Source organism: Echinicola rosea, assembly GCF_005281475.1.
Lineage (GTDB): Bacteria > Bacteroidota > Bacteroidia > Cytophagales > Cyclobacteriaceae > Echinicola > Echinicola rosea.
On sequence record NZ_CP040106.1, the window covers coordinates 4,855,804 to 4,869,588 of the forward strand.

Annotated in this window: 9 protein-coding genes; 2 read left to right on the plus strand and 7 right to left on the minus strand. The window is 43.9% G+C overall.

What is annotated here, in order from left to right; genetic code table 11:
- The first annotated feature begins 175 nt into the window (after positions 1 to 175).
- Positions 176 to 760 (plus strand): peptide-methionine (S)-S-oxide reductase MsrA, encoded by a 585-nt coding sequence (msrA, locus tag FDP09_RS18950; RefSeq protein WP_137405095.1) that lies wholly within the window; start codon positions 176 to 178, stop codon positions 758 to 760.
- A gap of 1 nt (position 761) precedes the next feature.
- Positions 762 to 1,298 carry a peptide-methionine (R)-S-oxide reductase MsrB gene (gene msrB / locus FDP09_RS18955; RefSeq protein ID WP_137404158.1) on the plus strand — a complete coding sequence of 179 codons (537 nt, stop codon included), beginning with the start codon at positions 762 to 764 and terminating at the stop codon, positions 1,296 to 1,298.
- A gap of 83 nt (positions 1,299 to 1,381) precedes the next feature.
- Here msrB and FDP09_RS18960 read toward each other — a convergent pair whose 3' ends face one another.
- The 7 genes from FDP09_RS18960 to FDP09_RS18990 form a co-directional block, all read right to left on the minus strand.
- On the minus strand, positions 1,382 to 2,833 hold the full coding sequence (locus tag FDP09_RS18960) for a sulfatase (RefSeq protein WP_137404159.1): 1,452 nt from the start codon (positions 2,831 to 2,833) through the stop codon (positions 1,382 to 1,384).
- Positions 2,834 to 2,882: 49 nt separating this feature from the next.
- Positions 2,883 to 4,370, minus strand: coding sequence for a RagB/SusD family nutrient uptake outer membrane protein (locus FDP09_RS18965; RefSeq protein WP_137404160.1), 1,488 nt, complete (start codon positions 4,368 to 4,370; stop codon positions 2,883 to 2,885).
- A 13-nt stretch (positions 4,371 to 4,383) separates the two neighbouring features.
- Positions 4,384 to 7,800 (minus strand): SusC/RagA family TonB-linked outer membrane protein, encoded by a 3,417-nt coding sequence (locus FDP09_RS18970; protein ID WP_229683464.1) that lies wholly within the window; start codon positions 7,798 to 7,800, stop codon positions 4,384 to 4,386.
- 115 nt (positions 7,801 to 7,915) lie between these two features.
- Positions 7,916 to 8,911: a FecR family protein gene (locus FDP09_RS18975; RefSeq protein WP_137404161.1), complete on the minus strand. Its 996-nt coding sequence runs from the start codon at positions 8,909 to 8,911 to the stop codon at positions 7,916 to 7,918.
- 217 nt (positions 8,912 to 9,128) lie between these two features.
- Positions 9,129 to 9,677 (minus strand): RNA polymerase sigma-70 factor, encoded by a 549-nt coding sequence (locus FDP09_RS18980; RefSeq protein ID WP_137404162.1) that lies wholly within the window; start codon positions 9,675 to 9,677, stop codon positions 9,129 to 9,131.
- Positions 9,678 to 9,964: 287 nt separating this feature from the next.
- Complete coding sequence (locus tag FDP09_RS18985; protein WP_137404163.1) at positions 9,965 to 12,097, minus strand: chitobiase/beta-hexosaminidase C-terminal domain-containing protein; 2,133 nt, start codon at positions 12,095 to 12,097, stop codon at positions 9,965 to 9,967.
- 232 nt (positions 12,098 to 12,329) lie between these two features.
- Positions 12,330 to 13,784 (minus strand): DUF1501 domain-containing protein, encoded by a 1,455-nt coding sequence (locus tag FDP09_RS18990; protein WP_137404164.1) that lies wholly within the window; start codon positions 13,782 to 13,784, stop codon positions 12,330 to 12,332.
- Position 13,785: the final 1 nt, after the last annotated feature.

Sequence of the window (13,785 nt, forward strand, 5' to 3'; positions counted from 1 at the left end):
TAAGGACATCGGTCTACAACCTTTTGGCCAATCAAAACTGAATATTGACGGGTAGTTCTAAACCATTTGTAGTCTATTTCTCGTATTAAACTTTAGGCAGGAAGAATATCCCTGCTGATCAAATCTTTCACCCAAAAGTACAATGAAACACATCTTATTCTTCATAATTGCATTGATGACAACATTTGGTTCTTTACGGGCGGCGCCTGACATGACTGCTTCATCCGATACAGCTACCTTTGCTGCCGGATGTTTCTGGTGTGTAGAAGCGCAGTTTTTACAGCTTGAAGGCGTATCCAAGGTAGTGTCGGGATACACGGGTGGCCATGTGGCCAACCCCACTTATAAAGCGGTATGTACGGGTAAAACAGGACACGCCGAAGCCATTTCGATTGTTTATGACCCAGCGGTGATCACCTATGATGAGCTGTTGGAAGCGTTCTTCGTAGCGCATGATCCTACGCAGCTTAACCGACAGGGAAATGATGTGGGAACACAGTATAGAAGTGCGATATTCTACCATTCTGCCGCGCAAAAAGAAAAAGCCAAATACTACATCAATAAACTCGACGAAGAAAACATCTATCCCAAAAAGATTGTTACGGAAGTGGCACCGATGGAAAAGTTCTATGTAGCGGAGGATTACCACCAGAATTATTACAACCTCAATAAAGAGCAAGGCTATTGCCGCTATGTCATTACTCCTAAGTTGGAAAAATTCCAAAAGGTGTTTAAAGATAAACTGAAGGAAGGTAAATAATATGAAACGAATACTGATGATCGGTGTCCTACTGACAACCATTATTGGCTGTAGCAAAGGGCAAAGCAATCAAACCCAAGGCACCCATAAAGAGAAAGCTGACAACCCCTACTACTCCCGGACAGACACCACTTCTCTGGATGTTTCGGACGAGGAATGGAAAAAAATCCTGCCGCCATTCCTTTACGCAGTGGCAAGGGAAGCGGCTACAGAAAGGGCTTTTACGGGCCAATATTGGGACAGTGATACCAAAGGCACGTACTACTGCGCTGTCTGCGGCAACAAACTGTTTCTCTCTGAAGCCAAATTTGAAAGTGACTGCGGTTGGCCAAGCTTCTTCGAAGCTGTACGAAAAAACAGCGTGATCTATAAAGAAGACAACTCCCATGGCATGAACCGGATAGAAGTGCTTTGCGGCCGATGTGATTCCCATTTGGGACACATCTTTAACGATGGTCCTCCTCCTACCCACAAGCGGTTTTGCATGAATTCCGTTTCCCTGGACTTTGAGCCACTGGGGACGGTGGGGCTGAACTAACGGCTATTTTAAAAACAGGCCATCTCCTCTAGCGCTTTATAGAAGAGGGGATGGCCTATACAAATATATATGACGACTTTTTATTATTTTTTAACAGGCATTTTAGCCTGAGTATTTTCCAGCCAGTTTTGGAGCATATTGGTCATTTTTTCCACCCGCTTCTTTTGCTGGGCAATAAGATTATGCTTTTCAGATAGATCTTCAGAAAGATTATATAATTCATCCGATTTACCATCATAATAATGAATAAGTTTAAAATCTCCTGATCGGACAATTGAATAAGGTACCACGTCCTTTCCGCGATAATGGGGAAAGTGCCAATAAAGGTCTCTGCTGTACGTTTTCTCTGGATTGTTTATCATTTCAACCAAATTTACACCATCCCAGTTATCTTCAGCCACTTCACCATCCACATAATTTAGAATCGTAGGAATAATATCCATGGTAATCATAGGGGATGCCGTTTCTTTTCCTTGGGGTATTTTACCTGGCCACCTCATGATGGTGGGCACCCTTATCCCTCCTTCGTAGGGGTATCCTTTTTGGGACCTCAGCGGTGTATTATTGGTGATAAGGTGGGATGGATTACCCATAAGCCCTCCATTGTCAGAAGTGAAAATCACTAGTGTGTTTCCACTGATCCCTAAACTATCCAAGGTCGCCACTACTTTTCCCACATTTTCGTCGAGGCTTTTGACCATGGCTGCATAAACAGGGTTTTGCTGATCTCCTGGCTCTTTGGATTCATAATCACTGACCAAATCTGCTTTTCCCATCAATGGCGTGTGCACAGTATAACTGGCCCACTGCACAAAAAATGGCTTGTCTTTATTCTCTTGGATAAAACCTACTACCTCGTCTCCTTCCCTGTCTGTAAGGTACTCCCCTTCTTTTCTCGGAGCCAAATTTGGAATGTTATATTCCTCATTTCCATTAAATGGCTTATAGGGATCAAAGTAACTCGGCGGTTGTCCTAAATCACAGCCTCCTATGTTCACATCGAACCCTTGATGTTCAGGAAAGTATTCATCAGGTCCCAAATGCCACTTACCAATATGGGCTGTCCTATATCCTCTCTCTTTTAAAAGCTCCGCAACGGTCACTTCTGACAATGGCATGTAAAGGTAGTTTTTGGGTGTTTTCAAGGGTTTATCGCCATTTTCATCATAGCCTTGGGGATTTTGGCCATTCGGTGGTATGATTCCTCCTTGAAACCTAGCCCTGATCCAGTCCGTAATACCTGTCCTCGAAGGGTATTTACCAGTCATCATCGCCGCCCTAGTAGGCGAACAAATGGCTGCAGCAGCATACGAATTGGTAAATCTCAGACCCTCACGTGCCAGTGCATCGATATGTGGGGTATCGTAAAAATCACTCCCAAACGCTCCCACATCCGTCCAGCCTAGGTCATCGACATGAATCAAAACGATATTGGGAAGGGAATCGCTAGCTCCTGTTTCCTCAGTTGTAGCTGATTGTTTGGAACATGACGATCCGACCATCAGCAATACGATAACAATAATTAAGTTCTTCATAGTATTTTATAGTCAAAGGTGGGGCATATGCCCACCTTTGACTGATTATTTAGTAGCCAGGGTTTTGTTCTAAGTTTGGATTGGTATCTATTTGCTGTAGTGGAATGGGATAGAGAACTTGGTGTGGTTTGGCATCATAACCTCTACCTTGGGCACTTAAAATAAACTTGTCATGACGGATCAAATCCTCTCTTCTCAGCCCTTCGCTGTAAAATTCCCTACCTCTTTCTTCAAGAATAAAATCCCTCAAAGCCTCTTTGGAAGGAAAATCTGACAGTGAAATTTCCCCGGCATTTACACGGTTACGAATTTCATTGATCAGGTTGATGCTTTCTTGGTTTGGCCCATTAACCTCATTTAACGCTTCTGCCCTTGACAAAAGCACATCTGCATACCGGATATACACAATATCGTTTCCATGGGATTCTCCTATGGCATCCGGATCCGGCCAATACTTAAAACTCCTTACATTGTCCAAAGCTGTCCCGTCCTCTCGCTCAACAAGCTCTACGGGATCACCGGAAATGTTGGTATATTCCGTCACGAAAAGATCCCTCCTTAGGTCTTCTTCACCAAAGGTTTTGTAGAAAGCGGTGTAGGTCCTGAACTGCGCACCATAATTGGCCCAAGAGTCCAAAACAGGATATCCAGGAGGAAATGCATGCGCCATGTAATTGTTTTGGTAACCCGACTGTGGTAGGCATGGAGCCCTGAAAATATATTCTTTGTTTTGTTCTCCATCTACAGAGAATAATTCTTCATAATCATCATACAACGCATAATAACCCAAGTCAATCACTTCCTGAGCGATAGCGGCTGCCATCTCCCAGTTTTTATCGTTTAGGTACAACTTCATCAGGTATCCTAGTGCGGCTCCTTTGGTGGCCCTACCTATCAAGGTTTCTTCGGTAGGCAAGTTAGCTGCTGCAAATTCCAAATCAGCCACTACATACTCAAAAAACTCTTCTTTAGTAGCCCTCGGAGTGCTTTGGCCGATTTCCTCAATCTCTTCTGGGCTGGCACCTTCGGGAATTTCGATAATCGGTGTAGGACCAAATAGGTTGTAGAGATAATAATATGCCGATGCACGAATAAACCTGGCTTCTCCGATAATGGCATTCAATTCCTCCTCAGGTAAGTCCGTCAGGTCATTGGCCACGATCAGTACCGTATTGGCACTGGCTATGGCTGCGTACATTTTGTTCCATTGGCCATTTAGGATGCCATTGTTTACCGGCCAAGAAAACTGTATAAACGGAGCCGCCACTGCTTCTAGTCCTCCGCCAGTTTCGAATGAGACATCCGTACAAAACTCATTGAGCAAATAGGTATAATTTCGATGATCATAGGAGATAATCCTCGACCTAGCATAAGCACCGGTAAGCAGTGCATCCACCCCTGATGGATCCTGAAGGAAGCTATCAGGATCATATTGGGTATAGACTTCTTCTTCCAAAAATCCCATGCACCCTGTAAAGCCCGCAAGCAATATAAGTGCTATGATTCGATTGATATATATTCTATTTAGCGTTTTCATTAGTTGCGTTTTTTTAAAAGGTTACATTCACTCCAAACCGTACTGTTCTGCTGAGCGGGTAGCTATTATAACTCACCTTGGAAACATTACTTGCTCCCGAGGCACTGGCATCTGGGTCAAACCCTTCAAAATCGGTAATGGTCAATAAATTGTCCCCAGCCACATAAGCATTAACATTGCTAAACACCTTGTTTCCTTTGAGCGGAAAATTATACCCCAATGTTACCGTCTTCAGTCGGAAAAACGATGCATCTTTTACCGTCATCGAATTGATCACAAAGTCCCCTCCGTACGCTGTAGGATTTACCCCGCTTGGGTATTCATTAGTGGGGTTTTCTGGTGTCCATCTGTTTAGCAGGTATTCGGAGATCCGGTTTCGATATTCGTTTGTTGGATATAGCGATTCGGTCACATTGGCATCCAAGGTTTGTATCCCGTTTACCCATTGCATAAAAACATCCAATGACCAGTTTTTATAGTTCAAGGTATTGCTAAACCCTAAAGTAAAGTCAGGAAAAGGATCCCCCAATATTACCCTATCCTCTAAATCTATCGCCCCATCATTGTTTTGGTCCTTGAACTTTATGTGTCCAGGAGCTGCATTTGGCTGAGCAGAATTTTCTATATCATCATCTAACTGAAAAATTCCTTCCGTCTCAAAACCGTAAAATGAGCGCATTGCCACTCCTTCACGAACCAGTAAAAAGTTATTGATGAAGGTTCCTATATTACCCGAAATAATTTCAGGAATAAAATCAGGCAACTCCGTCACCTCATTCTTCAACAGTGAAAAATTAAGTGTTGAACTCCATTTGAAATCATTGTTTTGGATATTGACTGAATTCAGCATAAAATCTATCCCTGAATTTTTGGCAGAACCGAAGTTGACCAAAATATTGGAAAAGCCTACTACTGACGGAATGGGCTTACTGAAAATCTGATCTTTGGTCGTTCGGATATAGTAATCAATGGATCCGTATATCCGGTCATTGGCAAAGCCAAAGTCAAGTCCAAAATTGATCTCTTCGGTCGTTTCCCATTTCAGGTTTGGATTGGGCAATCGAGCTGGCACTACTCCTTGATAAATAGCGTCTCCAAACACGGCACTTCCACCAGCTACCAACGTTTGGATGGTACTGAAATTGGGTACTCCCTGGTTTCCCAGTTGTCCATAGCCAAGTCGCAACTTTGCCGTACTCATGGTATTGGCTATTGGCTTAAAGAAGGGTTCGTCAGTAATCCTCCAAGCAAAAGCTCCTGAAGGGAATATTCCGTACTTATTAGTGTCAGAAAACCTGGATGTACCATCTGCCCTGATGGAAGCTGTAAACAAATATTTACCTTTCAAATCATAATTTACACGTCCCAAAAAGCCATTGAGACGGTTTCTGTTTCTGGACGAACTTACATCATCACCATTATCCCCATCTCCACTTTGGAGTAAATCAGCATAGGTCACATCGGATAAGAAATCCCTGGAACTGGCATTGACTCCAACCGTTAGAAACTCCTCAAAAGTAGCTCCTACCATTACGTTCAAATGATGGTCTTCATTGAATTGCTTATCATATTTCACCAGAAACTCGGCCAGCCATTGCACATAATCGGATGAATTTCTAGATCCAATCCCTCCATTGCTCCGGCCATTTAATGTGGACCGATCCCGGTAATTGGAAGTCATTCCAGTGGCATTTGTCCCTCCTAATCGTACCGATCCTACCAAGCCTTTTATGGGCTCAAATTCTGTAGTAAATGTTCCATAAAACCGGCTATCAAGGTTTTCCTGTGTTACACCATTGATCAGTGCCTGTGGATTGTCCAATGCGATAAAATCATTCAGGTAATACCGGCCACTTCCATCCAGTCCTGCTGGTAAAGTAGGATCAAACTGGATGGAAGAATTGATTGGCCCTGCTGCTTCATTTGCAGCATTTGAAAATAGAATGGCATTTTGAGTCGATCTAGTATAGTTGATATTGAACTTGAACCTCAAAAACTCCTTTGGCCTAAAGTCCAAGTTGGTTCGTAAGTTCAACTTTTTAAAGTTGGAGTTTTTCACTAACCCCTCTTGGTTAAAGTAGTTTAATCCAGCATAATAGGTGCTTTTCTCAGAACCTCCTGACATGCTGATTTGGTGGTTTTGCACTGGTGCGCGATCATTGAAAATCACATCCTGCCAGTTGGTTCCCGCTCCCATTTGAGCGATTTCATCTTGTGTATAGATCGGGTCTCCCCCACCTTCTTCACGAATGGCATTTAATGTCTCCATGTATTGTCGACCGTTCAGGACATCTATTCTTTTGGCTACCGACTGCGTACCATAATAGGCGTTATATTTTAAAACAGGCTCGCCTTTTTTGCCACTCTTGGTAGTGATGAGCACCACTCCATTTGCAGCCCTAGTACCATAGATGGCAGCAGAGGATGCATCCTTGAGCACTTCAATAGAAGCGATATCATCTGGTGACAGGTCTGACGGATTGATTCCTGGGAGACCATCCATTACGATCAGCGCATCGTTATCTCCGTTGATTGATCCAGCACCTCTTATCTGGATTTTTGTTTGGGCGCCGGGAGCCGAATTTGGTTGGCTGATATTGACACCTGCTGCTCTACCATTGAGCAATTGCAGGGCATTGGAATTGGCTCCTTGGGTAAAATTATCCTCGCTCAAAGACACTACCGCCCCAGTGAGGTCACTCTTTTTTTGCACACCATATCCCACCACTACTACCTCGTTCAGTCCACTTAGGATTTCTTGCATGACGACATTGATCTCTGTTCTGTTTCCCACGGTTTCACGCGCTGTTTCATAGCCTATAAACGAAAACTCCAGCACAGCATCTTCATCTTCTACTTCTATCTGATAGCCTCCGTCAATGTCCGTGACGGTACCTTTTTGGGTGCCGATTATGCGTACATTGACCCCTGGAACTCCTGCAGGTTCTGCTGGTGAAGTTACTTTCCCCCTCACCATTATCGCTGCATCATCCGGTGACGTGGGCCTCTGTTCCTTTGATGTAGTCGTTTTTATTTTGGGGGTAATCACAATACTGTTATCTATCTTCTGATACTGCAAATCGGTGTTTTCCAATAGAAGATCCAAGGTCTTCTTGAGTGTTCTCCTTTCTGTAGAAATACTGACCTTATTGTATTCTTTTACATATTCCAATTTGTAAGAAAATCGATAAGGGGTATTGTCTTCTATTTTTTTAAAAGCCGCTATCAGTGGTTCATCCTCCAGTTCTATGGTTATAAACACATCATTCAGTCCTGGAATTTGATTACTCGCTTTTACAGTATCGGTGATGAATACCGAAAGCGTCAGCAACATCCAAAATGTCCAAATCTGCCTGCTTGAAACTGGCCAAACACTGTCGCGTTGGTCCATTTCGGGTACATAATTCGTCCCATGTAAAGTTAATTTCATAATTTTAGGTAGGTTTTGTTAATAATAAAATTGACAAATTCAACTCCATTTGGAGTCAGCTGTCCCGGCGGCATCCGGGGCAGCTTTTTTATTTAATTTTCGGTTATTTTTAAACTTAAAGACACTTTTTCCCATCAAAATACACGGTACCGTCCTCTACTCTATAAGTAACTCCATTCAGCTTTGAGAGGACTTCAAGTATATGATCCAGGGATTCTTGTCCAGAGAACTTGGATGTAAACCGACAGGTTTTCAGTCGTTCATTTTCAAATTTGAATAGCTTACCAAAGTGCTTTTCTAAAATGACTACAGCATCCTGAAAGGTGGAATTTTCGAATATCAAATCTCCATTTCGCCAAGAACATAATGATGAGGCATCCACTTCACTAAATGCAAATGCATCATTTTCCAAACTATATGAAATCTGCTGATTTGGTGTGATTGTCGCCATTCCTTCCTGTCTTTTCCCCACGCCTACTTTTCCAGTCTTCACTGTTACCTGTATATTATGGTCCTCTTGATAGGCTCTAACGTTGAATGAGGTACCCAAAACACGTGTCGTAACGCTTCCAGTCTTGACAGTAAATGGACGGCCCTTATCTTCTTCTACCTCAAAATAGGCCTCACCTATTACCTCCACATTTCTTATGGAAAAAGTTTCCAAATACCTTATCTCGGAAGCAGCATTAAGCCATACCTTACTTCCATCTGGCAAAACCACCGGCACTACCTCTCCTATTTCAGCACGCCTGTATTGCCATTTCTCCTGTTCTTCTTGGTTGATGTCATTCCAGAACCAACCGCCTCCCAATAATGACAACACCAAAATAGCGGCAATACTGCTCCACAACTTCCATTGCTTATTCCTTTTTCTCTTCGTTACCCTCAGATGACTTGTTTTGGTTTGATTGATTTTCTCTAAAAGTACTGCGGTATCATAAGGCGGCTTGGATACCCCCTCCTGGTTCCAAGTCTCTGACATATCCTTCCCTATCAATTCCGAAATTTCAGGATCTTCCAATGATTCAAACAATTCGTCTAACTCATCTGGAGAGCACTCACCAATTACATATCTATTCCATAAGGATAAAAACCGTTCTTTCTTATTCAACTTTTTACTGGTTACTTTTTAGGTAGGACGACTCTCAACCGACAAGAGGACTAGTGACCTGTCCATTTATTTTAAAAAAAATTAAGTCCGCTCTTTCCTGCCAAAATAATAATGGCAAAATCCAAAAATCCAAAAGCCACTTTTCAGGCTAAGCAAAAAACAGGTGAATGGATTGGTTATGCAAAAACCATGGATCCACAATGTTACACTGACCAAATCAGAACAAATACAAATTCCTTTTCAAGGCTTTTTTCAACACTTTAAGTGCTTCCACCATGTGATTTCGAACAGTGTTTTTGGATATATTTAACTTGAAAGCTATATCCTCGTAAGTGAGTCCCTGATTTCTACTCAGATCAAATACCAACCGCTGCTGGGCAGATAGGTTTTCCTTTATTTTGGACAGATATCCTGTATTATCATCTTCCATATGGGGATTGAAAGTAGGTGTCAAATTCATTTTAATAGTCTCAGCCAATTTTTTATCCCTTGCTACCTTTCGAAGTACGTCAATGGATTTTCTCTTGACCATTGTAAAAAGATAACTATCAAAATTATCTACCTCTTTTAGTTTCCCCTTTTCTTGCCAGATTTTAATGAAAATTTCTTGTACCAGATCTTCCGAAAGTGCCTTGTCTTTTAAATAAGTCTTCGCAAAGTGATAGACTCTATTATGGTACAATTCAAATAAGACGCGGAAGGCTTCTTCATCACCATCGGCAACTGCTAAAAAGAAATCCCTCCTTTCATTCGAAAGACAAAGCATACTATTTCATTTACAAACAAATTAAATACGAAACAAAATAATACATTTTTATTTCAAATCCATATTTTTTTATAAGTAATAATTTAACCTCATCATTAACCTAGTGTCAAGTCAAACCTGCCTTTGCCGGCAGGCAGGCCTAAACCTACGTGTAATCCGGTGTGTCTTTTGGCCGATCCCTACGTTGCAAAAAGACTTCCTTAGCTGCGGCTAGGGGCGTTTTTTGCGCCTTGATCTCGTCCAAAATCCGCTACCGTCTTACCCGTCATTTAAGCGTTGACTTGACACTAGTCCAGCACCACCTCATCCACAAATACCCAAGCCTTGTCTCCTGCTCCACGGTGCCATGGAGGTAGTTTGTTCAAGGGGATAAGCTGCAGCCTGATTTTTTGGTAGTTTCCTGCAGGCATAGGAAATATTTTTTGGTCCATTCTGCTTTTATCAAGTTTCGAAGGAATGGATGGAGTTTCTGTATATACGGTCTCCCAACTATTTTTTCCTTCACGAACAGCCGATACTATCACTTTAGCAGGCGGGAAAATATAAGCTCCCTCTTGATACAATAAACTGACTGCCAACTGATTTACCTTATCCCCATCAAACTCCATGGTCAGATCGAATGGTTCGTCCTTGAAACCCAACCAGCCTCCGGAGGTGTAGGTTTCTCCACCTTTTTTCAGGTCAAATAGTGTTTCCTTACCATTTCCAGCATACTGTTTTGCAGGAAGGTTTTTCAAGTGCGCCTCATTGGGAAGTACCCCTACACTATAAAAAGTCCCTAAAGCGGGCTCACTGCTCTTCCAACCTTCTGCCAGGGCAATAGCCTTGAGCTGTCCCGTTTGGCTCATGGTGATGGGGCCTTCATAAAGGGGACTCGAAGCACTGTCCGGCTCCGAACCATCCAAGGTATACCGTAACTCCACCGAACCAATAGGATGCTTCAGAATGATTTGTTGTGGTCCTTTGGCAATCGGCTTGTCGAGAACTACTTCCGGTGGGTTCAACTGATATACGACCCCATCTCCTACAAATCCCCATTCGAAGGTCACTCCTGCCAACTTCTCCTGATAAGCCGCTGCATCCTTGTCACCCAATCCTGTATTCCAAAGATTCACCAACTCCAAAGAAGCAATACCTTTAAACACTTCAAAAACAGTCGGTTCCAGGGAATTCCCGGCAATGGATAACCGTTTTAAACTGGGCAAAACCTTTAGTACTTCCAGCTGCTCAGCATTGACACCTGAGAAATTAAGTTTGAGATCTTCCAACTGCTCAAAATCTGCTAGCCACGACAGCGGAACATCTTCCAGTGGCATTTGATTTAAATTGATGCTCACGACTTGCTGGCTGATGGCCGCTAGCTCACTCAGCGATTCAGGATCAAAGGCTTTTGCACCAAAATAAGATACCTCTAAGGCTGCAGCGCCTGGAAATAAGGGTGCTACCAATCTATAATGGTTGTTCAATTCGGCTATTTCTTTGGGATCCGCCTCGGGAAAATCATAGGGATTTTCCTTTTTCAGCTGCAAGCTGGCCAGTTCATAAAGTGGATTTTCCTCTCCCCCTTCCATTACTTTTTGACTAAAACTCGCTCCACCTTTTACCCATAACCGTAATATTTCCAATTCCTCCGGAGTGAGCTGTGCCTTGCCTTTCGGAGGCATGTGTTTCTTTTCTTCCTTGGGCAACATGAGGCGGTGGACCAGTAAGGACTTTTCCCAATTGGTGCTATCAAATAAGGTCCCTGATTCCCCACCTTTACGGATGAATGCCACTTCATCCAGCCTCAGCTCCCCTTTACTTTTGCTGGCCTGGTGACAATTGACACATTTCTGCTCTAAAATGGGTTTTACCAAATGCTGGAACACTTCGGCATCTTCCAAGCTCACCTGGGCGGCTTCTTCCGTCCGAAGAGGAGCCATCAGGAAGTCGCTTCCATGGGTCAGGTCAGCTCCCAAATGTCCTGCTCCAATCAACAGAAAGAGCATTATCAAGCCAATTGGCTTGACAGTTTTTGGCCACTGGTCCATCGTAAAGTACATCAGTATCCCCAAAAAATAAACCGCTACCCCCAGCCATTTGTGCAAGGTCAAATTGTCCCCTTCATAGCCTTCTTCCTGGCTAAGCACCCAGCCACTGAGCACCGCTATTCCTGCAAAAAACACCGCAAACAACAGCGCCCATTTCGTAATCTTTCTCTGATAGGCTTCCGGCATGATCCCCGGCACAAGCATAAACGCCAAAGCCACTAGCATCAGCACGATTGGAAAATGCAGTACCAAAGGGTGGCTCCTCCCTAGCACCTGCAGCAAGGCCGGTACCATCAACCGATCACCAGCCAAAAAGAAAATGAGAATAAAGCCAGTGAAAACGATCAACGCATTTTCGATCCAGCCCCGGAGCTTACTTTTTATGTTCATGAATGTTTATTTCGTCTTATTTGCAGCATCTGATTACCCCCCGAACAGCCTTTTGCACTTCCCTGATTAGTGTTGACAGGATTAATATTAGTTTTCATTATCAATTATTGTAATCGCTCGTCATTTACTAAAATCCTATTGTGTTTCTCTCTGCTCCAAAATAACCCCACCTGACCTCCCCGCCGTGGCGGGGAGGATTTGTCTTATATCTCAAGTCTCATATCTCAATGGCTCATACCAAAATATCCTTCACCACCTTGCCATGCACATCGGTCAGACGGTACCTTCTGCCAAGGTGCTTATAGGTGAGGCGCTCGTGATCTATCCCCATCAAATGCATGACGGTCGCCTGGAAATCGTGAACATGTACAGGGTCTTTGGTGATGTTGTAGCCAAAATCATCCGTTTCACCATACACCATCCCCGACTTCACACCACCACCGGCCATCCAAATGGAAAATGCACGTGGATGATGATCCCTGCCATAGTTATCGGCAGACATCTTTCCTTGACAGTAATTGGTCCGACCGAACTCTCCTCCCCAAATCACCAAGGTTTCGTCCAACAATCCCCGCTGTTTCAAATCGGTGATCAAAGCAGCTGAGGCCTGATCGACGTCTTTGGCCTGACCGGCCATTTCATTGGGCAAATTGCCATGTTGGTCCCAGCCCTGATGGTAAAGCTGTACGAAGCGCACACCATTTTCGGAAAGTTTTCTGGCCAGCAGGCAGTTGGCAGCATACGTACCGGGAACCAAGCATTCTGGGCCATATAGCTTGATGATGCTGTCGGGTTCTTTGGACACATCAGTTACTTCCGGCACGGCCGTTTGCATCCTGAAGGCCATTTCATATTGCTGGATCTTCGCTTGGATCTCAGGATCACCAAACTGCTCAAAATTCATATGATTCAGAGCAGCGATCTGGTCAAGCATGCGCCTTCTGTCGGTTCTTTTCATGCCATCAGGATCGCCAAGGTACAGTACCGGATCTTCCGAATTGGAAAACTGCACACCTTGGTGGACGGCATCAAGGAAGCCATTGGACCAAAGCTTGGAATAGACACCTTGGCCGTTGCCTTTTCCTCTGCTGAGCAGCACGCAAAATGCCGGGAGGTTGTTGTTTTCACTTCCCAGTCCATAACTCATCCAGGATCCCATACTGGGTCGATTGCCCACTTGCGCTCCTGTCTGGAAAAATGTCAGGGCAGGATCATGGTTGATGGCTTCTGTATGCATGGATTTTACAATGCAGATGTCATCCACCACTTTTGCAGTGTGGGGAAAAAGATCGCTCACCCAGGCCCGCGCTTCTCCATACTGCTGAAAACCATAATACGAACCCACTAATGGAAAACTACTTTGGCCAGCGGTCATCCCTGTGAGGCGTTGGCCTTGGCGGATGCTTTCCGGCAGGTCCTCCCCCATTCGCTCTTTTAGCATGGGTTTGTAATCAAATGACTCCAACTGGCTAGGAGCACCGTTTTGAAAGAGGTAAATGACCCGCTTTGCTTTTGGAGCAAAATGGGGCAAGGCCGCCATGATTTCATCTTCAGCAGAAGATTTGCCCGAAAACAGGTCGGGAATCAACAGTGACCCCAATGCCATGCTTCCCACGCCCAAACTCAGTTGGGACAGGAATTTCCTCCGATTTTGATTTAGTCCGTGCTCTAGCAGTTCCTTTTCCATA